At 63.3% G+C, this 20,671-nt stretch carries 16 protein-coding genes and 1 riboswitch; of the genes, 5 read left to right on the top strand and 11 right to left on the bottom strand.

Going from position 1 to position 20,671, the window contains the following annotated elements:
* Positions 1-220 precede the first annotated feature (220 nt).
* On the bottom strand, positions 221-1,621 hold the full coding sequence (locus B5E65_RS07825) for an MATE family efflux transporter (RefSeq protein WP_087171212.1): 1,401 nt from the start codon (positions 1,619-1,621) through the stop codon (positions 221-223).
* A 245-nt stretch (positions 1,622-1,866) separates the two neighbouring features.
* Between B5E65_RS07825 and B5E65_RS07820 the strand changes: the two genes are divergently transcribed.
* A complete protein-coding gene (locus B5E65_RS07820) occupies positions 1,867-2,763 on the top strand; it encodes a LysR family transcriptional regulator (RefSeq protein WP_087171211.1) in 897 nt (298 codons plus the stop codon).
* Between the two features lie 300 nt (positions 2,764-3,063).
* Here B5E65_RS07820 and B5E65_RS07815 read toward each other — a convergent pair whose 3' ends face one another.
* The 6 genes from B5E65_RS07815 to B5E65_RS07790 all read right to left on the bottom strand — a co-directional run bounded on the left by B5E65_RS07815 (position 3,064) and on the right by B5E65_RS07790 (position 9,683).
* Positions 3,064-3,918 (bottom strand): patatin-like phospholipase family protein, encoded by an 855-nt coding sequence (locus tag B5E65_RS07815; protein ID WP_087171210.1) that lies wholly within the window; start codon positions 3,916-3,918, stop codon positions 3,064-3,066.
* Between the two features lie 77 nt (positions 3,919-3,995).
* Positions 3,996-5,030 carry an FHA domain-containing protein gene (locus B5E65_RS07810; protein WP_087171209.1) on the bottom strand — a complete coding sequence of 345 codons (1,035 nt, stop codon included), beginning with the start codon at positions 5,028-5,030 and terminating at the stop codon, positions 3,996-3,998.
* Positions 5,031-5,153: 123 nt separating this feature from the next.
* Positions 5,154-6,503 (bottom strand): MATE family efflux transporter, encoded by a 1,350-nt coding sequence (locus tag B5E65_RS07805; RefSeq protein ID WP_087171208.1) that lies wholly within the window; start codon positions 6,501-6,503, stop codon positions 5,154-5,156.
* A 280-nt stretch (positions 6,504-6,783) separates the two neighbouring features.
* The gene (locus B5E65_RS07800) at positions 6,784-7,593 is read right to left on the bottom strand and encodes an ABC transporter ATP-binding protein (protein ID WP_087171207.1); all 810 of its coding nucleotides are present in this window, start codon (positions 7,591-7,593) and stop codon (positions 6,784-6,786) included.
* Entirely contained in the window at positions 7,587-8,546 is a 960-nt protein-coding gene (locus B5E65_RS07795) for an ABC transporter permease (protein ID WP_087171206.1), read from the bottom strand. Before B5E65_RS07795 ends, B5E65_RS07800 begins: the two co-directional genes overlap by 7 nt.
* 117 nt (positions 8,547-8,663) lie before the next feature.
* Positions 8,664-9,683: an ABC transporter substrate-binding protein gene (locus B5E65_RS07790; protein ID WP_343286394.1), complete on the bottom strand. Its 1,020-nt coding sequence runs from the start codon at positions 9,681-9,683 to the stop codon at positions 8,664-8,666.
* 621 nt (positions 9,684-10,304) lie between these two features.
* Here B5E65_RS07790 and B5E65_RS07785 point away from each other — a divergent pair.
* Both B5E65_RS07785 and B5E65_RS07780 read left to right on the top strand, forming a co-directional pair.
* Complete coding sequence (locus tag B5E65_RS07785) at positions 10,305-11,429, top strand: trigger factor (protein WP_087171205.1); 1,125 nt, start codon at positions 10,305-10,307, stop codon at positions 11,427-11,429.
* Between the two features lie 198 nt (positions 11,430-11,627).
* Positions 11,628-12,269 carry a corrinoid protein gene (locus tag B5E65_RS07780; RefSeq protein WP_087171204.1) on the top strand — a complete coding sequence of 214 codons (642 nt, stop codon included), beginning with the start codon at positions 11,628-11,630 and terminating at the stop codon, positions 12,267-12,269.
* Positions 12,270-12,396: 127 nt separating this feature from the next.
* Here B5E65_RS07780 and metA read toward each other — a convergent pair whose 3' ends face one another.
* A complete protein-coding gene (gene metA / locus B5E65_RS07775; RefSeq protein ID WP_087171203.1) occupies positions 12,397-13,326 on the bottom strand; it encodes a homoserine O-acetyltransferase MetA in 930 nt (309 codons plus the stop codon).
* A gap of 34 nt (positions 13,327-13,360) precedes the next feature.
* A complete protein-coding gene (locus B5E65_RS07770) occupies positions 13,361-14,641 on the bottom strand; it encodes an O-acetylhomoserine aminocarboxypropyltransferase/cysteine synthase family protein (protein WP_206406289.1) in 1,281 nt (426 codons plus the stop codon).
* A gap of 351 nt (positions 14,642-14,992) precedes the next feature.
* On the opposite strand from B5E65_RS07770, the gene clpB reads away from it, so the two are divergent.
* Positions 14,993-17,590 carry an ATP-dependent chaperone ClpB gene (clpB, locus tag B5E65_RS07765; protein ID WP_087171202.1) on the top strand — a complete coding sequence of 866 codons (2,598 nt, stop codon included), beginning with the start codon at positions 14,993-14,995 and terminating at the stop codon, positions 17,588-17,590.
* Between the two features lie 216 nt (positions 17,591-17,806).
* Here clpB and B5E65_RS07760 read toward each other — a convergent pair whose 3' ends face one another.
* Positions 17,807-19,498: a M3 family oligoendopeptidase gene (locus tag B5E65_RS07760; protein ID WP_087171201.1), complete on the bottom strand. Its 1,692-nt coding sequence runs from the start codon at positions 19,496-19,498 to the stop codon at positions 17,807-17,809.
* Positions 19,499-19,618: 120 nt separating this feature from the next.
* Positions 19,619-19,721, top strand: a riboswitch (THF riboswitch).
* 103 nt (positions 19,722-19,824) lie between these two features.
* On the opposite strand from B5E65_RS07760, the gene B5E65_RS07755 reads away from it, so the two are divergent.
* On the top strand, positions 19,825-20,391 hold the full coding sequence (locus B5E65_RS07755; RefSeq protein WP_087171200.1) for a folate family ECF transporter S component: 567 nt from the start codon (positions 19,825-19,827) through the stop codon (positions 20,389-20,391).
* A 40-nt stretch (positions 20,392-20,431) separates the two neighbouring features.
* Here the strand turns inward: B5E65_RS07755 and B5E65_RS16340 are convergent, their stop codons facing one another.
* Positions 20,432-20,599 (bottom strand): hypothetical protein, encoded by a 168-nt coding sequence (locus tag B5E65_RS16340; RefSeq protein ID WP_164488807.1) that lies wholly within the window; start codon positions 20,597-20,599, stop codon positions 20,432-20,434.
* Positions 20,600-20,671 lie beyond the last annotated feature (72 nt).

The raw sequence follows: 20,671 nt of genomic DNA, 5'->3' as shown, positions 1-20,671 counted from the left end.
CAAGTGGGAGAGGGCCCTGATGGTCCTCTCCCACACCCTCTCCCCTTTCGGTAAGAAAAGAGAGCAGCTTTTTCTACAAGCTGTGCGCCCCGCGCGGAGTTTTCCACGCGGGGCGCATTGTTTGTTGAAAACAAAAAGGCCGCGTTCCCGGAGGAGGTGGGAACGCGGCGAAAGCCGGGCTTGCGGCCGGCAAGGAGGAAGAGAAACGCGTAAGGAACTATCAGCCCTCTTCGATGGCGCAGACCTCTTCGGTGAGTTCCTCGGCCGCTTCGGAGGCGGCGTCGCTGCTCCAGGCGGGCATCCAGTGCCCGCGCAGGTAGAAGAAGAGGGACATGGCGGTGGCGATGCACCAGCCCACCGGCCAGGCCATCCAGACGCCTACCGCGGCGTTGAGCATGTTGGAGAAGGCAAAGGCCAGGATCACGCGCAGCGCCAGGTCGGTGAAGGTGGCGGCCATGAACAGCCGCATGCAGCCCGCGCCCCGCAGCACACCGTCGCTGATGAGCTTGAAGCAGACCACAAAGTAGAACGGGGAGACAATCCGCAGAAACTGCATGCCGGTATCCCGGGCCAGCTGGGTAGCCTCGGCGTTCATGAACAGTTCCAGGCAGATGCGGCCGCCGAAGAAGAAGGCCAGGAAGAAGGGAACCGCCACGCAGAGTGCCAGGCGGATGCCCGCGCCCCAGCCCTGCCGGACCCGGTCGTGCTTGCCGGCGCCCACGTTCTGGGCGGTAAAGCCGGACACGCCGTTGGCCAGGGTGGTGAAGCTGGTGATGGTGAAGGTATTCAGCTTGATGGCGGCGGAGTAGCCGGCGATCACGCTGGAGCCGTAGCTGTTGACCCGGCCCTGGATGAACATATCACCGATGGAGATGAAGCTCTGCTGCAGGATGCTGGGCACCGCGATGCGGGCAATGCTGCCCAGGGCGGCCAGGCTGAACAGAGGATGATGCTCCTCGCACTTTACCTGGGCTACCCGGCTGCGCAGCACGATCAGGGACAGCACACAGGCCACGCCCTGTGCCAGGAAGGTGGCCCAGGCCACACCGGCCACGCCCCAGTGGAACAGCGCCACAAACGCCCAGTCCAGCACGATGTTGGACAGGCTGGAGCCGATCAGGAAGTACAGCGGGGTGCGGCTGTCGCCCAGGCTGTTGAAGATGCCGGTGGCCACGTTGTACAGGAACAGGAACACGAAGCCGCCCACGTAGATGCCCAGATACAGCTGGGCGTCGGCAAAGATGTCGGACGGGGTATTGACCAGCCGCATCAGCCAGCCGCTGCCACCTACGCCCGCCACGGCCAGCACCGCGCTGAGCACAAAGCCGCTGATCAGGGTGGTGGAGACAGCGGTCTTCATGCGGCCGTAGTCCTTGGCGCCGAACAGCTGGCTGATCACCACGCTGCAGCCGATCTGGCTGCCCACCGCCACCGCCATGAAGATCATGGTGATGGAGTAGCTGGCGCCCACCGCGGCCAGCGCCGCTTCACCAGCGAACTTGCCGGCGATGACGCTGTCGGCGATGTTGTACATCTGCTGGAAAATCACGCCCACAAACATGGGCACACTGTACCGGCGCAGTACCTGTGCCGGTTGGCCGACCGTAAGGTCCTGTATCATAAACGAACACTCCCTCTATCACTGCAAAAACCCCGCCCGCCCGGACGGCGGACGGCTACGCTGTATAGTATAGCGCAGAAGAAACGATTTGCAAAATGCCGGTTTTGTATTTATACTATAACAAAAGCGTATGGCAGACCGGGCGGTCCCGGAAGCCCTGAAAGCGGGGCGGCGGGCGGATTTTCCGGCGCAGGAGACAGAAAAACGCCGAACGTGGTTCGGACAAAAAACAGGGGGTGCCGTATATGGCGGTGAACTTTGAGTATTACCGGGTGTTCTGCCAGGTGGCGCGCAGCCGCAGTTTTACCGGGGCGGCCCGGGCGCTGATGAGCAGCCAGCCGTCGGTGACCCGGTGCATCCAGAGCCTGGAGCAGCAGCTGGGCTGCACCCTGTTTGTGCGCACCCGCCGCGGGGTGAGCCTGACAGCGGAGGGGGAACTGCTGTATCACACGGTGGGCCCGGCCTGCGAGCGGCTGCAGCAGGGGGAAGCGGAACTGGCGGGGGCGCTGAGCCTGCAGGGCGGCGTGGTGCGGCTGAGTTCCACCGAGACGGCCCTGCATGAATTGCTGCTGGACCGGATGGACAGTTTCCGGGCCCGGTGGCCGGGGGTGCGGCTGCATCTGAACAACGGAACCACGCCCCAGGCGCTAGCCCATCTGCGCAGCGGCCGGGTGGAGATGGCGGTGGTGAGCGGCCCGGTGCAGACAGGCAAGGAGGTCAGGCTGCATCCGCTGGTGCGGGTGGAGGAGATGCTGGTGGCGGGGCCGGGAATGGCGCATCTGGCACGCAAGCCGCTGCATCTGCGGGATCTGGCCGGGCTGCCGATGATCTGCCTGGAACCGGGAACCTGCGCCCGGGATTTTTACGACGAGTTGTTTGCCGCCAAGGGACTGAACCTGAACCCGGAGGTGGAGGTGACCACCGCCGACCTGGTGCTGGCAACGGTGCAGCATGATCTGGGGGTGGGGTTTGTGCCTGCCGGGCTGGCCCGGCCGCTGGTGGAGAGCGGCGCGGTCACCCCGCTGCGGCTGGCGTTCAGCATGCCGCCCCGCTGGATCTACGCCGCCCGCGTCCAGGGCCGCCCCCTGAGCGCCGCCAGCCGGGCGTTCTGGAAACACCTGACCGAGGGGAGCGAGGGATGATAGGGGGGGAATCAACGATTCCCCCCAGCGCTGCGGGCGCAACAACGATGCGCCCGCCCGGCTGCGCCGACCGCGCTGCCGGTCTGGGTCTCCACTGGAGACCCAGCTGCTTCGCAGACCCGGCCCCCCGGAATACATGACCGAATCTTTTCGGCCATAGAAAATTTTATATAAAGTAAGGCCGGTGCGTATGTCAATACGCACCGGCCCGATTTTGTTTTGTTCCAAGGGCCGGAGTATTCCGGCCCTGATTTCCGGGGGTCTGGGGGATATGTTATATCCCCCAGATCAGCTTCGTTCTTACTCCGCCAGCAACTCCCGCAGAGCCGGCACGGCGCGCAGGCCCTGCTCGCGGCCCTGGGAATAGACCAGCTGCAGCTTATCCGGATCCCGTTCCAGGCGATCCACCGCCAGCGGCGCGGCGGGCCGCACCACCAGGATCCGGCCTTCTTCCGCCAGGCGGTCGGTCAGATCCATCAGTTTGTTATACTGCACCGGCATATACAGCAGCGCTTTCATCAGCTCCGGCCAGTGCCGGTACCGGGCATAATACAGATCCTTCATCCGCTTGCTCAGCCGCTCCTTGCGGAATCCCAGCGGACGGGTGGTCACCACCACGATCTTCTCATATCCCTCGTCCAGCGCCCACTGCAGCGGGAAAGAACAGCTGATCCCGCCGTCCAGATAGGGCTCGCCCTCCAGCGTCACAAAGGGGCTGAACAGCGGCATGCTGCTGGACGCCCGCGCTGCCTGATACACATCCACCGGGCCGCCCTTTTCAAAATAGGCCGCCTTGCCGGTGTCGCAGTTGGTGGCCACCGCCATGTACCGGATCGGAGAATGTTCCAATCCCTCAAAATCAAAGGGAATCCGCTCTTTGCAGATATCGTCGAACAAATAATCAAAGTTCACGAAACTGCGGCTGGCCGCGAACGCCCGCAGCCCCACGTAATGGGAATCCCGGGCAAACTCGGTGTTTACCCGGATGGCCGTGTGCGGCTGCCGGGCCGCGTAGTACAGCCCGTTCAGCGCCCCCGCGCTGGTACCGGCCACCGCGTCGGTCCACAGGTCTTCCTCCATCCAGACATCCAGCACGCCGCTGGTGAAATTCCCCCGGAAGGCCCCGCCCTCCAGAATCAATGCGCTTTTGCCCATATAAATCACCCCGTTTTCTGACAATATAACGAATCGAACCGCCGTTTCGCTTCAAAACGGCGGTTCTGTGTGTTGGTTTATACCGATTCGCTGTCCAGCAGGCCTTCCACCGTGATCAGCGTCTGGCCCAGCGTCAGGGTCGCCCCCACCGGCAGCGGCACCGCCTGGCCTGCCGGGTATCGCACCCCGTCCACCGACATCCCGTTCTTGGACCCCAGGTCCCGGGCGCACAGGCGCCCGTCCACCCATTCCAGCACCGCGTGACGGCGGCTCAGCTGCGGATCCTCCAGCACCAGCTGGGCCATCTCCGGGCTGCGGCCGATCACACAGGGCAGCTGGGACACGTTCACATGGCTGGAATCCTGCCCCGCCGTGATGCACAGCCGCACGCCGCCGCCCTCCTGCCGGGCAGCCGCCAGCATCTGCCGCCGCTGCAGCTCATACAGGTTGCCGGTGGCGCTGGTCAGAGTACCCTCCGGCCGGGGCGCGCTCTCGATAAAGGTGGTGAACTCCTCCTGCACGGGATAGAGCGGCACCTCGATCTCGTCGGTGCGGGCCGGCTCAGCGGCCATCATGCTCTCCGCCAGGTGACGCAGCCCCGTGGACGAGAAATCCGGCTGGGACACATAATCCGCCAGCCGCCGGGCGTCCGGCGTGCCGGGCGCGATCCGGGCCAGTTCCAGTGCCGCGTCCCGCAGCCGCTGTTCCGGGTCCTGCTCACAGGGCAGGGGCAGATAGGTCAGGTATACGCCCTTCCGTGCCGCGTCCCAGAAGATGTGGTCGGGGCAGAAGCTCAGCCCTTCGGGGCCAAGGCCCGCCGCCGGCAGCCCCTGCACCGCCAGGCAGAGCGCCCGCAGCGCCGCCGCCGCGGGCCAGATCTCCTGCGGACGCAGCCGCAGCAGCTTGCTGATCCGCAGCCGGCTGCCTACATCGTATACCAGGGCCACCCGGCCATCCTCGTCCAGCAGGCGGCAGGGCAGCAGCGGCTGGCCGCTGCCGGTCATGGCCGAAAGCCGGTCCGGCAGGATGGGCCGCTGGTCCGGGTAAAATACCAGCTCGTCCAGGCCGGCGCGCATACGCAGAACGCCGGTGGGAAGCGGAGCCAGATTCATAGCGAAGTACCTCCTTGGAAGCAGGGCCCATGATACGGCCCGTTACAACTTTGAAACAAGTCAGATACCCTATTATAGCATAAAATGCGCGGTTTGTGTAAAGTGCCGGTAAAAAAACACAGTTTATACCGTCTCAATCTGCTGCCAGCGGCCCCGCCGCCAGCGGAAAATAAAGATCACACCCCGCAGGTTCTCGTCCAGCGCGTAGGCCAGCCAGACCCCCGCCAGGCCCAGCTGCAGCCAGACACCCAGTACCCAGGCCATGCCCACGGCGATGATCCACTGGCTCAGGATCCCCACGCCCACCGGGAACCGCACGTCGCCCACCGCCTGCAGATTGCGCACCAGCACAATATTCAAACAGCGGCCGATCTCCAGCACGACCTCGATCCACATAAGCCGGGCGCCCAGCGCAATGACACAGGGATCGGTGCTCAGCAAACCGTAGAGCGGGCGGGCAAACACCGCCAGCGCCAGGGCAATGCCCACCGTAATGGGCAGGAACAGCTGCAGCACCCGGGCGTTGTCCCGCTTGGCCTGGTCAAAATCCCGCGCACCCACCGAGTACCCCACCAGGATGGCCACCGCCTGGCTGACCGCGCTGATGAGCATGTAGCACACCTGGGCGAACATGGAGGCGTACATCCGGGTGGTGACGGCGTAGGTACCCATGGCGTTGATGAACACCAGGCTGGCGGCCTGGCTCAGGTTGTAGGACAGGCCCTCGCCGCCCGCCGGCAGACCGATACCCAGCAGCCGCCGCAGCAGCGGTTTCGGAAACGGCCGCAGCAGGGCAGGGGAGAGGGTGGCGCCGGGCACGCTGCGCAGAAACGCCGCCGCCAGCACCGCCGTGCCCGCGATCCGGCACAGGGTGGTGGACAGGGCCGCGCCCGCGGCGCCCAGCTGGGGCAGGGGCCCCAGACCGTAGATAAAGGCGGTGTTGCCTGCGATGTTCAGCAGGTTGATCAGGCCGGTGGTCAGCATGATGACGGTCATCCGGGCGTGGGCCCGCAGAAACGCGCTGAAGGTGAGCATCAGCGCCTGGAACGGCAGGCTCAGCGCCGCTACCCGCAGATAGGCTAGGCACTCCGGCGCGGCTTCGGCGGGCACCCCCATCAGCGCTACCAGCGGGCCCGCCGCCGCTAGCAGCCCGACGGTAAGGGTCAGGCTTACCATCAGGTTAACCAGACAGCTGAGCACGTATACCTGCCGCACCGTCTGCTCCTGCCGGGCACCCAGATACTGGCTGACCAGAATCGTGGAGGCCAGGCTGATCACGTTAAAGGTCAGGATCAGGATATTGATCACCGTGTTGGCGTTGCCCACCGCGGCCACCGCCGTATCGTTGTACCGGCTGAGCATGATCTGGTCGATGTTGCCCACCAGCATCTGCAAAAGCAGCTCGATGAACACCGGCCAGGTCATCTTCAGCAGCGAGGGCCGCGCCGGCCCGGCTGTGCGCGTCTGTTCCATGATATGTTCCTCACTTTCCCTCTGTGCGGCCTCTTGCCGCCTTTCCCGCTGCGGCCCTTTTTGGCCGCGTTTCTTCCCGGCCGCGGCGGGCTTTCCCTTCCCGCGCGGCACCGCACCTATTATAGCCGCCCCGCACCCGCTTGAACAGCTTGGAAAATCGACAATCTTTTGCCGCCACGGGGCCGATGGGTTTTGTATTACATGTACAAGAAAAACGGAGAAACTTTGTGTAAAGCGCAAAATACCCCGGAGGCGCGGGCCTCCGGGGTACAGATTCGGTTTATTCCAGGCCGCTCAGCAGGATGCGGTCGTTGTCCATGGCGCGGCCGGTGCTGCGGCCAAACCGCTCCAGCAGGTCGGCCACCGTCATGCCGGCCCGCTCCTCGCCCTGCACGTCCAGCACGATCCGGCCGGAATCCATCATCAGGGTCCGGTTGCCCAGCCGCAGCGCGTCCGGCATGTTGTGGGTGATCATCAGGCAGGTGATGCGATTTTCCGCCACGATCTTTTCGGTCAGGTCCAGCACCACCGCGGCGGTGCCCGGGTCCAGGGCGGCGGTGTGCTCGTCCAGCAGCAGCAGCTTCGGGGTCACCAGGGTGGCCATCAGCAGGGTCAGCGCCTGCCGCTGGCCGCCGCTCAGCAGCCCCACCGGCTGCTTCATCCGGTCCTCCAGGCCCAGGCCCAGCGAGGCCAGACGCTCCCGGAACAGTTCCCGCTGCGCCTTGGTCACCCGGCTCAGGATGCCGCCCTTGGCCCGGCTGGCCCGCAGATAGGCCAGGGACAGGTTTTCCTCAATGGTCATATGGGGGGCGGTGCCCCGCAGCGGGTCCTGGAACAGGCGGCCCAGCTGGCGGCTGCGCTTGTGCTCCGGCAGGAAGGTCACGTCCTGCCCGTCCAGCTCCACGCTGCCCTCGTCCGGGTAAAAGCCGCCGGCGATGGCGGCAAACAGGGTGCTTTTGCCCGCCCCGTTGGAGCCCACGATGGTGGCGAAATCCCCCGGCGCCAGGTGCAGGTTCACCTTTTGCAGGGCCTTTTTCTCGTTTACGGTGCCGGGATTGAAGGTCTTGCTCAGATCGGTCAGGGTCAGCATCCGGCATCGCCTCCTTTCGCGGCGCGGGCGCGGCGGGCGCCGGCGGCCGCCATTTTACGCTTCTGCAGCGCGGCCAGCTGCCGCAGCCGGGGCGCGGCGATGGCTACCGCCACGATGATGGCGCTGACCAGCTTCAGGCATTCGGCGGGCAGGTTCAGCCGCAGCGCGATGGCCATGATGAACCGGTAAACCACGCTGCCCACCACCGGGGCCAGCATCCGCGCCCGGGGCCCGGCCCAGCCCAGCAGGGTCTCGCCGATGATCAGGCTGGCCAGGGCGATGGTCACCATGCCGGTGCCCAGGTTTACATCGCAGGTTTTCTGGTACTGGGCCAGCACCGCGCCGGACAGGGCGGTGAGCGACCCGCTGATGCACAGCCCCACCGTGATGGTAAAAGCCGGGTTGATGGAGGAGGAACGCACCATATCGGCGTTGTCGCCGGTGGCGCGAATGCTCAGACCCAGCCGGGTGCCCAGGAACAGCCGCAGTGCCAGCGTGGCCAGCAGGGTGATGCCCGCCGCCAGGACAAGGCCGCCCCAGCCCTCCAGCGGGGTGCCCCTCAGCAGCGCTGCAAACCGGGTAAACAGGGTATCAACGGTGAACAGGTTCAGGTTGCTGGAAAAGCCCATGGCCGCGATATTCACGGTGTACAGGCCGGTGTTTACAATGATGCCCGCCAGGATGCTCTGCACCCCCAGCCGGGTCTGGAGAAAGGCGGTGACAAAGCCGGACACAACGCCCGCGCCCATGGCGGCAAACAGCGCCAGCACCGGATGGCCGGCCAGGGCCACGGTGGCCCCCACCGCACAGCCCAGCACAAAACATCCGTCGGTGGACAGGTCCGCGATGTTCAGCACGCTGTAGCTCAGATAGAGCGCCAGCGCCACCAGCGCGTAGACAAAGCCCAGTTCCAGGGCGTTCTGCACGATGGCCAGGGTGAGAAAGGATGACATGGGAATTCAGCCTCCTTACAGCTTGGAATACCACAAACGCCGCGCCCCCCGCGCAGGGCCGCACCGGACAGCCTGCCCGGCACGGCCCCGGCCGCGAGGGGTTTGCGGCGGAGAGGATCAGTCTTCGGTGGTGGTGACCTCCACCAGGCTTTCGGCCATATCGGCAAACATGCTGTAGTCTGCGCCCAGGCCGGCGGCGGTTTCGGTGTTCACGGTGATGATGTTGCCGGCTACCTGCTGAACCGCGGGGATGGTGCCGGTCTGCAGGGCCTCAATGGCCATGTCGGCGGTCACCGCGCCCAGCTCGGTGTAGTTGCAGCCGCAGGTGGCAAAGGCGCCGTTGCGCACAAAGGAGTCCGCGCCGGCGTAATGGGGCACGCCCGCCTCGATCATGGTGGGGGCGATGGCCAGTTCCACGGCGGCCACCACGTTGTCGGTGGGGGTGAAGATGGCGTCCACCTGGTCCAGCATGCTGGTCAGGGCGCTGATGACCTCATCGTTGGTGTTGCCGGTGCGCTCCACATAGGCGATGCCCTTGCTGTCCAGGTATTCCTTGGCCTGGGCGATGGGCAGGGCGCTGTTCGGTTCGGACTGGCTGTACAGCAGGCCCACGGTCTTGAGATCCGGGTTCTGGGCCAGCATCATGTCCAGGATCATGGTGGTGTCCAGCGCGTCGCTGGTGCCGGTCACGTTTTCGCCGGTCATGCCCGCGCCCTCCGGGTCGGAGATGGCGGCAAACACCACCGGGATGTCGGTGCCCTCGGTGGCCAGCTGCATCTGCTGGGCCGCCAGGGTGGCGATGGGGATGATGGCGTCAAAGCCGTCGCTGACTACCTGGGTGCCGATCTGGCCCAGCAGGGTGGGGTCGTTCTGGCCGTTGAACTCTTTGTATTCAATGGTGATGCCCAGCTCCTCGGCCTTGGCGTCCAGCTCGGCCTCGATGGCCAGCCGGATCTCGTCCAGGGAGGCGTGGTCCATCTGCTGCACGATGGCGATGCGGTAGCCCTCGCCGGCGGAGGAATTGCCCGCGGTGGAGGAGGTGCCGGCGGCGGAAGAGGAAGAACCCGCGCCGCAGGCGGTCAGGGACAGGGCGAACAGGGCGGATGCGGCGGCGGCAAACAATTTTTTCATGGTCATGACAATACCCTCATTTCTTTTGTTCTGGCGGTGTGGATGGCGGAAAACGGCTCTCAGCCGCGCCATCGGCGCCATCGCCGCGCGGTGGGGGCGTGAGGGTGGGAACGGTTCGTCATAGCGATGCGCCTCCTTTTTGCCGGGGGAGGAAATACAAAACGGCCTGCCCCCGCACAGTGATAGACTGTGCAAGGACAGGCCGGACAGTTCATAAAACGCCGACACCTGCGGTGCCACCTTGCTTGCCGCGAAAACACGGCCACTCAGCGGAGCGCCAACACGCCCCTGCCCCGGTAACGGGAGGCTCCCGGCGCGGGCTACCCAGGCTTTGCGGCCCTTCACCCCGCCCTCGGCGGTCCATTTGTCTGCCCCGCTTTCTGCCCGTTTCCAGCTGACCGGGCTCTCTGGAAGTGCGCTGTGCAGTTTTATCTCCGCCTCATCGGTTTAGGGATACTCTATCACTTTTTTTTACTAAAGTCAAGAGACCGGGCAAAATTTTTTGCGGCAGAGGGCCGGATGTTAAAAAAGCTGCGGCGGGAAATTGTTTGTATTTTGTGAAACCCCTGTTTTTTTGCGGCCTGACGGTGTATAATAGATAAGAATTTCTCTTAGGAGGGTATTAGATTGAAGAAAAGGACTTTCAAGCTGCTGAGCCTGGCGCTGTGCCTGGCAATGCTGTTCACGCTGGCCGGCTGTTCCGGCGACGCATCCGGTTCCGGGGATTCCTCGGCGGCCGAGGGGGATGCGAAATACAACTACACCGGCGGTTTTGACTACAGCCAGAACATCGCGGCCGACGGCCGCTGGGAGGGCGTGACCGCGCTGGACTACGTCACCCTGCCCGAGGGCTACGAGGCCATCACCCTGCCCGAGGATGTGACCACCGTGTCTGACGAAGACGTGCAGGCCCAGGTGGACAGCGTGCTGGCCAGCTACGCCACCACCATCGAGGTGACCGACCGGGCCGTGGAAGACGGCGACACCGTGAACATCGACTACGTGGGCAGCGTGGACGGCGTGGAGTTTGAGGGTGGCAGCACCCAGGGCGCCGGCACCAGCGTGACCATCGGTGTGACCAGCTACATCGACGATTTCCTGGAGCAGCTGATCGGCCATATGCCCGGCGAGACCTTCAATGTGGAGGTTACCTTCCCCGATCCCTACGAGAACAACCCGGATCTGGCCGGCAAGGACGCTGTGTTTGTGACCACCATCAACTATATTGAGGACAGCCAGCTGCCCGAGTACAACGATGCCTTTGTGGCCGAGAAGTTCGCCGACAACGGCGGCTACACCACCACCGCCGAGCTGGAGCAGGCCATCAAGGAAAGCATCGTGCAGTACAACACCCACAACTACGTGATCACCTACATGAACGACAACTCCACCGTGTCCCAGGTGCCGGACACCATGAAGGAGTACCAGGCGTATGTGATGCTGGACTACTACAACACCTACGCGTCCTACTTCGGCATGGAGCTGAACGACTTCATCAGCCAGATGCTCCAGGCGGAGAGCCAGGACGCGCTGGTGGAGGCCCAGGCGGAGAACATTGAGGCCGCCGCCAAGGAGGCCCTGATCCTGCAGGCTGTGGCCGAGGCCCAGGGTATCACCGTGGACACCGCCGCTGCCCAGGAAATGATGGGCGAGAACTACGAGACCGCTGTGAGCCAATACGGCGAGCCCTACGTGCTGATGAACACCATGGCCAACAAGGTCATCGACCAGCTCATGAGCACCGCGCACTGAGCGCTTTTTCCATAGCAGACCAGACCGGGAAGCCCTGTTGGGGCTTCCCGGTTTTTGTCGCTTTGGTAAACAATAAAAATAAAGACAAAAAATTACCAATTTGGGCGATTTTCTACAAGAGAAATCCGGCCGGGAAAGATATAGTTAAAGAAAAGGGCCGGGCACGGCCGCAACACATGGATAAAAAGGAGAGGCACCATGAGCATTTTGACAGATATTTCCGAAAACCTGCAGCGCGGCAAGGCCAAGATCGTCAAAGAGCTGGTTCAGCAGGCGATTGACCAGGGCATTCCTGTCCAGCAGATCCTGGACGAGGGCCTTCTGGATGGCATGAGCGTGATCGGCGAGAAGTTCAAGAACAACGAAGTCTTTGTGCCGGAAGTTCTGGTGGCGGCCCGCGCCATGAACATGGGCGCTGCCCTGCTGAAGCCCCTGATGGCCGACGCGGGTGTGGAAGCGGCCGGCAAGGTGTGCATCGGCACCGTCAAGGGCGACCTGCATGATATCGGCAAGAACCTGGTCAAGATGATGATGGAGGGCAAGGGCCTGGAGGTCATCGACCTGGGCACCGACGTGGCCCCCGAGACCTACGTACAGACCGCCATCGATCAGGGCTGCCAGATCATCTGCTGCTCCGCCCTGCTGACCACCACCATGGGCATGATGGAAGAGGTTGTGAAGAAGGCCGGCGAGGCTGGCATCCGCGACAAGGTCAAGATCATGGTGGGCGGCGCCCCCGTTACCCAGACCTTCTGCGACCAGATCGGCGCCGACTGCTACACCCCCGACGCGGCCTCTGCCGCCGACGCTGCGGTGTCGATGTGCCGGGCTACTGCCTGATTGACTGGATTTTTTCTCTCCCCTTTTCTCTTTGCGAGGGCCGCTGCCTGATACGGGCAGCGGCCTTACACATGGGTACAGAAACACAAAACGCCCTGCCGGGTTCCGGCAGGGCGTTTGTCTGTTGTTACTCCATCGAGGGGGACAGCTTGTCCAGATCGAAGGGGGTGTCCTGATAGACGTAGTAGTTGAGCCAGTTGGCGTAGAGCAGGAACGCATGGCTGCGCCAGCGGTGCACCGGCTCGCGGGTGGGATCGTTGTCCGGGTAGTAGTTGGCCGGGGGCGCGATGGGCAGGCCCCGGTCCAGATCCCGGCGGTATTCCGCGTCCAGGGTCATCCGGTCATACTCCGGGTGGCCGGTGACAAAGATCTGGCGGCCGCTGTCAATGCCCATGAGATAGGGCCCGGCCTCCTCGCTTTCGGCCAGCATCCGCACCGCGCCGCAGGCGGCCAGGGCCTGGGGGTCCACCCCGGTATGGCGGGAGTGGGGGGCCCAGAACTCTTCGTCAAAGCCCCGCACCAAAGGATTGGCCGGGCGGGTGACCCGATGCCGGAAGATGCCGAACATCTTGTGTTCCAGCGGCACCTTGGGGATGCCGTAGTGGTAGTACAGCGCCGCCTGCGCCCCCCAGCACACATGCAGGGTGGAGTAGACGTTGGTCTTGCTGAACTCAAAGATGCGGCAGAGCTCCGGCCAGTAGTCCACCTGTTCAAAGGGCATCTGCTCCACCGGCGCGCCGGTGATGATCATGCCGTCGAACCGCTGGTCCTTCACCTGGTCAAAGGTGGTGTAGAAGGCCTCCAGGTGTTCTGCCGACACGTGCGCCGCCGCGTGGGTGGCGGTGCGCAGAAAGGTCAGCTGCACCTGCAGCGGGCTGTTGGCCAGCAGCCGGGCCAGCTGGGTCTCGGTGGCGATCTTGGTGGGCATCAGGTTCAGCACCAGAATGCGCAGCGGCCGGATGTCCTGGGTGGCCGCCCGCTGACGGTGCATCACAAATACGTTTTCGCTGCCCAGCTGGCTGTAGGCGGGCAGATCCTGGGGAATGATCAGGGGCATGGGGGCCCTCCGTTCTGTGGAATTTTGAAAGATCTCAGATCTGGGCCAGCGCCTGCTCCAGGTCGGCGATCAGATCCCGCTTGTCTTCAATGCCGCAGCTCAGCCGCACCAGATCCGGGCCTACGCCGGCGGCGCGCAGCTCCTCGTCGTTCATCTGGCGATGGGTGGCGCTGGCGGGGTGCAGGCAGCAGGTGCGGGCGTCGGCCACGTGGGTCTCGATGGCGGCCATCTTCAGGTGCTTCATGAAGTTTTCAGCGGCCTTGCGCCCGCCCTTGACCCCGAAGCTGACCACGCCGCAGCTGCCGCTGGGCATATACTTCTGGGCCAGTTCGTAGTACTTGTTGCCGGGCAGGCCGCAGTACTCCACCCAGGCGATCTTGTCGTGGCCCTGCAGGTACTCGGCCACCGCCTGGGCGTTCTCGCAATGGCGCTGCATCCGCACGTGCAGGCTCTCCAGGCCCAGGTTCAGCAGGAAAGCGTTCTGGGGGCTCTGGATGCTGCCGAAGTCCCGCATCAGCTGGGCGGTAGCCTTGGTGATGTAGGCGCCCTCCAGGCCGAACCGCTCGGTGTACACCACGCCGTGGTAGCTGTCGTCCGGGGTGCACAGGCCGGGGAACTTGTCCGCGTACTTGGTCCAGTCAAACTTGCCGCTGTCCACAATGCAGCCGCCCACGCCCGCGCCGTGGCCGTCCATGTACTTGGTGGTGGAGTGGGTCACGATGTCGGCACCCCACTCGAAGGGACGGCAGTTCACCGGGGTGGCAAAGGTGTTGTCCACGATCAGGGGCACGCCGTGACGGTGAGCCACCCGGGCAAACTTCTCGATGTCCAGCACGGTCAGCGCCGGGTTGGCGATGGTTTCACCGAACAGGGCCTTGGTGTTGGGACGGAAAGCTGCGTCCAGCTCTTCCTCGCTGGCGTCCGGGTTCACAAAGGTGAACTCGATGCCCATGCGCTTCATGGTCACGGCAAACAGGTTGTAGGTGCCGCCGTAGATGGTGCTGCTGGCCACCACATGGTCGCCGCAGCCCGCGATGTTGAACACCGCGTAGAAGTTGGCCGCCTGGCCGCTGGAGGTCAGCATGGCCGCGGTGCCGCCTTCCAGCGCGCAGATCTTGGCCGCCACCGCGTCGTTGGTGGGGTTCTGCAGGCGGGTATAGAAATAGCCGCTGGCCTCCAGGTCAAACAGCTTGCCCATATCCTCGCTGGTGGCATATTTAAAGGTAGTGCTCTGAATAATGGGGATCTGACGGGGTTCCCCGTTGCCCGGGGTGTAACCCCCCTGTACACATACGCTGTCCAAATGCAGGTCCATGGCTTATATCTCCTTTTGATAAAATGCGGCCTCCCGGCCCCTCTTACCGTCTATGATACCGCTTTTATAGGGTATGGGTCAAGCAAAACCGTGCGCCGGGGCTGTTCACAAAAACTTTTCAATTGCGGCTCTTGACAATTGGGCGGCGCGGGTATAGTATATTAGCAGTCGAAGCGTGAGAGTGCTAAAACGAACCCCGCCCACACCGGCCGGAGAAAGCGGCCGGGCGAGTATCCCGCAGGAACGGGAGAAAATGGCGGCAAACGGGCGAAATGCCCCGGGATGTATTAGCATAAACGTCAAGACTTTGCCAAATATATAAAATGTATGTGTGATAAGGAGGGTCGCTGTATGAATGCCGATCGTTTTACCCAAAAATCCATGGAGGCGCTGCAGAGCGCCCAGAAACTTGCCCTGGAGTACCAGAACCAGGCGCTGGAGCCGGAGCATCTGGCGGCCGCGCTGGCCAGCCAGGAAAACGGCCTGGTACCGCAGCTGCTGCAAAAGATGGGGGTGGAGCCGGGTAACTTTGCCGCGGCGGCCATGCAGCAGGTGGAGAAACTGCCCCATGTGACCGGCAGCGGCCGGGAGGCGGACAAGATCTATATCTCTGCCGCTACCGATAAAGTGTTGAATGCGGCCGAGGCCCGTGCCAAGGCCATGAAAGATGAATATGTGAGCGTGGAGCATCTGTTCCTGGCATTGCTGGAACAGCCCAACGCCGCCATCCGGGAACTGACCCGTACCTTCAGCCTGGATGTAAACAAGTTCCTCAGCCAGCTGGCGGACGTGCGGGGCAGCCAGCGGGTGACCAGCGACCACCCGGAGGATACCTACGACGTGCTGAAAAAGTACGGCCAGGATCTGGTGGAGATGGCCCGGCAGCAGAAGCTGGACCCGGTGATCGGCCGTGATACCGAGATCCGGAACGTGATCCGGATTCTGTCCCGCAAGCGCAAGAACAACCCCTGCCTGATCGGTGAGCCCGGCGTGGGCAAGACCGCCATCGCGGAAGGGCTGGCCCAGCGGATCGTGCGGGGCGATGTGCCCGAGAACCTGAAAGACCGCAAGGTGTTCAGCCTGGATATGGGCGCGCTGGTAGCGGGCGCCAAGTACCGGGGCGAGTTTGAGGAACGGCTCAAGAGCGTATTGCAGGAGGTCAAGAAGAGCGAAGGCCAGATCATCCTGTTCATTGATGAGCTGCACACCATTGTGGGCGCGGGCAAGACCGACGGCGCCATGGACGCGGGCAACCTGCTCAAGCCTATGCTGGCCCGGGGCGAGCTGCACTGCATCGGCGCCACCACCCTGGACGAGTACCGCCAGTACATCGAGAAGGACCCGGCGCTGGAGCGTCGGTTCCAGCCGGTACAGGTGGACGAGCCCACGGTGGAGGATACCATCAGCATTCTGCGTGGCCTGAAAGAGCGGTATGAGGTGTTCCACGGCGTGAAGATTCAGGACAGTGCCCTGATTGCCGCGGCCACTTTGTCCCACCGGTATATTACCGACCGGTTCCTGCCGGACAAGGCCATCGACCTGGTGGACGAGGCCTGCGCCATGATCCGCACCGAGATGGATTCCATGCCGGCGGAGCTGGACGACCTGCGCCGCAAGATCATGCAGCATGAAATTGAGGAAGCGGCGCTGAAGAAAGAGACGGATACCCTGTCCAAGGACCGGCTGGCGGCCTTGCAGAAAGAACTGGCCGGCATGCGGGACGAGTACAACGCCATGAAGGCCCGCTGGGACAACGAGAAGAACAGCATCGGCAACCTGCAGTCCATCCGGGAGCAGATCGAACAGACCAACGCGGCCATCGAAAAGGCCGAGCGGGAGTACGATCTGAACAAGGCGGCCGAACTGAAATACGGTAAGCTGCCCGAGCTGCAGAAACAGCTGGCCGAGGCGGAATCCAAGGCGGAGAACGCCGGCGATCACGACAGCAACCTGCTGCGTGACCGGGTGACCGACGAGGAGATTGCCCGGATCGTGGCCCGCTGGACCGGTATCCCGGTGGAGCGTCTGGTAGAGGGCGAGCGGGAGAAGCTGCTGCATCTGGAGGACATCCTGCACAAGCGGGTGATCGGCCAGGACGAGGCGGTGCAGAAGGTGAGCGAGGCCATCCTGCGCAGCCGGGCGGGCATCGCGAATCCGAACCGGCCCATCGGCAGTTTCCTGTTCCTGGGCCCCACCGGCGTGGGCAAGACCGAGCTGGCCAAGGCGCTGGCGCAGGCATTGTTCGACGACGAGCGGAACATGGTCCGGATCGATATGACCGAGTATATGGAGAAGTTCAGCGTCAGCCGTCTGATCGGCGCCCCTCCGGGATACGTGGGCTACGAGGAGGGCGGTCAGCTGACCGAGGCGGTGCGCCGCAAGCCCTACAGCGTGGTGCTGTTTGATGAGGTGGAAAAGGCGCATCCGGATGTGTTCAACATTCTGCTGCAGGTGCTGGATGACGGGCATATCACCGACAGCCAGGGCCGGGTGGTGGATTTCAAGAACACCATCATTATCCTGACCAGCAACCTGGGCAGCCAGTATATCCTGGAGGGCATCCACGACGGGCAGATCTCGGACGAGGCCCGCGCCGCGGTGGACGGGCTGCTGAAGAGCAGTTTCCGGCCGGAATTCCTGAACCGGCTGGACGAGATCGTCTACTACAAGCCGCTGACCAAGGATGAGATCGGCGGTATCGTGGAACTGCAGCTGGCGGATCTGCGCCAGCGGCTGGCCGACAAGCAGCTGAAGCTGGAGGTCACCGACGAGGCCCGCGCCATGATCATCGACCAGGGCTACGACCCCATCTACGGCGCACGGCCGCTGAAGCGGTTCATCCAGAGCCGGGTGGAAACCATGATCGCCCGGGCCATCATCGCGGGCGACCGCCCCGCCGGCAGCACCCTGACCGTCTGCGTCAAGGACGGCAACCTGGCGCTGGCGTGATGGGCCAAGCCAATCTGGGGGAGATAACATCTCCCCCAGACCCCCTGGGAACCGTGGCCGAAATACTTCGGCCACAGGGATTTATACAAAGTAAAGGCCGGTGCGCAAATGGTATGCGCACCGGCCTATCTTTATATTTTTCCCAGGGCCGGAGTATTCCGGCCCTGATTTCCGGGGGGGCATGGGGGGAATCGTTGATTCCCCCCATAGTAGCCTTTACAGCTGATGGGCGTCGATCCAGTCGCTGACGGTCTTGGCCACGGGGGCGAGGGAACCGTCGGTGAAGGGCACCACCAGGCCGGCGCTCTTGACCAGGTCGGCGTAGGTGCAGCTGCCGGCCTTGTCCACCAGGGCCAGGTACCGCTGCCAGGCGTCCTTTGGGTCTTTCAGGAACGCGGCGAAGAACTGCAGCGCCACCGTCTGGGCCAGGCAGTAGTCAATATAATAGAACGGGTACTGGTAGATGTGCAGCTGCCGCTGCCAGCCCGCGCCGCGGCCATAGAAGGGGATACCCTCCATGTCGTTCCAGGGCCGGTACTTTTTCTCCAGCTTGAGCCATTCCTCATTGCGCTGCTCCGGGGTCAGTTCCGGCTTGCTGTACACGATGTGCTGGAACTCGTCCACCATGCAGCCGTAGGGCAGGAAGCTCAGCGCGTCCTCCGCATGGTACAGGGCGTACTTGTCGGTCTGCTCGCCGAAGAACAGGTGATGCCAGGGGGTGGTCAGGAACTCCATGCTCATACTGTGAATCTCGCAGCTTTCCATGCCCGGGCTCTGCAGCTCGCCCGGCAGATCCTGCAGGAACGCCCGGTACGCCTGGAACGCATGGCCCGCCTCATGGGTCAGCACGTCCACGTCGCCGGAGGTGCCGTTGAAGTTGCTGAAGATAAAGGGCGCGTTCAGATCCGGCAGCGCGGTGCAGTATCCGCCCGGGGCCTTGCCGGGACGGCTCAGCACATCCAGCAGCTCGTTGTCCATCATGAAATCAATGAACTCGGCGGTTTCCGGGCTCAGTTCCCGGTACATTTTGCGGCCGGACGCCAGGATCTCCTCCGGGGTGCCGGTGGGGGTGGGATTGCCGTCGGCAAAATACAGCGCGGCATCGTACAGCTTCGGGTCGGTCAGACCGCACCGGGCCGCCTGACGGGCCTTCATCCGGGCGATCAGGGGCACCACGTCCCGCACTACCTGTTCCCGGTAGGTTTCCACTTCCTTGCGGCCGTAGCCCAGACGCTGCATCCGCAGGTAGGACAGCGGCACGTAGTTCTCATATCCCATGGCGCGGGCCTGGGCATTGCGGTTTTCGATCAGCTTGGTGTACAGCTCGTCAAACTCCGCCTGATGCTCGTCAAAGAACTTGCCCTCCGCTTCCAGCGCGGCCTTGCGCACGGCACGGTCGGTGCTCTGCTTGTAGGGCCCCAGCTTGGGCAGCGGCATGGTCTGGCCGTCAAACTCCACCATGGCGGAGGCGTACAGCTTCTGATACTGGCTGACCAGCGCGTTCTCCTGCTGCATCAGCGGCAGAATCTCCGGAACGGCGCAGCGCACGCCCAGCTCCAACTTGTCCAGATAGATCTGGCCCCAACGGTCGGCCAGGGCCTGCTTGTGGGGATTGGCCAGCACCGCACGGGCAAAGACCAGCGACTTGTCGTTGAACCGGGGGCTGCTCTCGTCGTAGTAGTCGTTCTCTTTGGCGTAGAACTCGTCCTGGGTGTTGATGGAGTACCGCACGTAGCACAGGCTGGAATCGGTCATGAACTGCTTGTTCAGCTTGTCGTACTCGGTGCAGACGGCCAGCAGCTCCTCACCGGAAGCCGCGGCGGCGGCCCGGGCCGTCAGTTCGTCCAGCTGGGCCAGCATGCCCTCCAGATCCGGGCGGACGTATTCAATCTGAGAAAAAGGTTTCATGATACAAAGATCCTTTCCGGCGCGGATGGGCCCGCGCCTGCAATGTTATTTTCAGTATACCACGTTCCGGCTGTGAAAAAAAGGTTGCATTCCGCAAAGAGGGAAGTATAATGGGAGTATCGCAGAGTAAGGGTCTGCGCGTTAAGTGCCGTTCCGACGGGGAGTTGCGGGCGGACGAAAAAGGCGTTTTGCCTTTGCGGTGCTGACCTTGAATCCCGCTGCTGCATAATGGGTGCAGAAACGGCTCTTTGCGGGCCGAAGTGCGCCCGTTTGACGCTGTGATCGGCTTCTTTTGTGCGGCAACACGCACGAAAGGAGCTTTTATTATGTCCGAAAAAACATCCTGGATCGCCGGCTGGCGGGAAAGTTTCCGCGCCAGCGCCCAAAGCCTCAAAAGCCCCCGCACCCTGGCCGGCGCGGCGGTGCTGATCGCGCTGAACCTGGTGCTGAACCAGGCCACCATCCCCGTATCCGCCTATCTGGAAATCGGATTCGATTTCCTGGCCAGCGTGGCCATCGCCTTCATGTACGGGCCGGTGGTGGCGGCCACCAGCGGGGTAGTCACCGACCTGCTGGGCTACCTGCTGCGCCCCAACGGGGCCTGGTTCCCCGGATTTACCATCAACGCCATCCTGCTGGGCATCCTCTACGGCCTGGCCTACTACCGCAAACCGGTCAAGCTGACCCGCATTATCGTGGTCAAGCTGATCGTGACGCTGGTGTTCAACCTGTTCCTTACCCCGCTGTGGCTGAGCATGATGTACGGCAAGGCCTTCGTGCTGCTCAGCGGGCTGCGGCTGATCAAGAATATCGTCAAGTTTCCGGTGGACGTGGCGCTGCTGTGGGTAGTGCTGCGCACCCTGGACAAGATCAAACGGCAGATGAATCTGTAACAGAACGGCCCCCGGCATTCAGCCGGGGGCCTTGTGCTGTTTACAGGTCGTCCGCGTCCTGCTGGGGCGTTTCCCCCGGCTCGGCGGGGGTGCCGGTCCAGCTGCCCAGCGGGTCGGCCTCCTGGTTGGCCCGCAGGGTGCGGGCGATCTCCATGGGATCGGCTTCCGGCTGCTTTTTGCCGAACAACTCGGTCCAGAATCCGCTCATGCGCAACCTCCTCCCTTTGTGGTGATGTATAGAGTGTGCGCGCCGCGGCCACACTCTATACATCCACAAAAA

The sequence above is a fragment of the Gemmiger sp. An120 genome (assembly GCF_002160955.1).
In the GTDB taxonomy this organism is placed as follows: Bacteria; Bacillota; Clostridia; order Oscillospirales; family Ruminococcaceae; genus Gemmiger_A; species Gemmiger_A avium.
The sequence above is the reverse complement of the archived record's forward strand: the minus strand, read 5'-3'. Positions and strand labels throughout refer to the sequence as shown.

Coding starts and splice junctions, on each gene's coding strand:
- B5E65_RS07755 (WP_087171200.1), top strand. CDS start 19,825: ATGTCCGAAAAAACATCCTGGATCGCCGGCTGGCGGGAAAGTTTCCGC.
- B5E65_RS07780 (WP_087171204.1), top strand. CDS start 11,628: ATGAGCATTTTGACAGATATTTCCGAAAACCTGCAGCGCGGCAAGGCC.
- B5E65_RS16340 (WP_164488807.1), bottom strand. CDS start 20,599: ATGAGCGGATTCTGGACCGAGTTGTTCGGCAAAAAGCAGCCGGAAGCC.
- B5E65_RS07825 (WP_087171212.1), bottom strand. CDS start 1,621: ATGATACAGGACCTTACGGTCGGCCAACCGGCACAGGTACTGCGCCGG.
- B5E65_RS07770 (WP_206406289.1), bottom strand. CDS start 14,641: ATGGACCTGCATTTGGACAGCGTATGTGTACAGGGGGGTTACACCCCG.
- B5E65_RS07810 (WP_087171209.1), bottom strand. CDS start 5,030: ATGAATCTGGCTCCGCTTCCCACCGGCGTTCTGCGTATGCGCGCCGGC.
- B5E65_RS07760 (WP_087171201.1), bottom strand. CDS start 19,498: ATGAAACCTTTTTCTCAGATTGAATACGTCCGCCCGGATCTGGAGGGC.
- B5E65_RS07795 (WP_087171206.1), bottom strand. CDS start 8,546: ATGTCATCCTTTCTCACCCTGGCCATCGTGCAGAACGCCCTGGAACTG.
- B5E65_RS07790 (WP_343286394.1), bottom strand. CDS start 9,683: ATGACCATGAAAAAATTGTTTGCCGCCGCCGCATCCGCCCTGTTCGCC.
- B5E65_RS07820 (WP_087171211.1), top strand. CDS start 1,867: ATGGCGGTGAACTTTGAGTATTACCGGGTGTTCTGCCAGGTGGCGCGC.
- B5E65_RS07815 (WP_087171210.1), bottom strand. CDS start 3,918: ATGGGCAAAAGCGCATTGATTCTGGAGGGCGGGGCCTTCCGGGGGAAT.
- metA (WP_087171203.1), bottom strand. CDS start 13,326: ATGCCCCTGATCATTCCCCAGGATCTGCCCGCCTACAGCCAGCTGGGC.
- clpB (WP_087171202.1), top strand. CDS start 14,993: ATGAATGCCGATCGTTTTACCCAAAAATCCATGGAGGCGCTGCAGAGC.
- B5E65_RS07800 (WP_087171207.1), bottom strand. CDS start 7,593: ATGCTGACCCTGACCGATCTGAGCAAGACCTTCAATCCCGGCACCGTA.
- B5E65_RS07805 (WP_087171208.1), bottom strand. CDS start 6,503: ATGGAACAGACGCGCACAGCCGGGCCGGCGCGGCCCTCGCTGCTGAAG.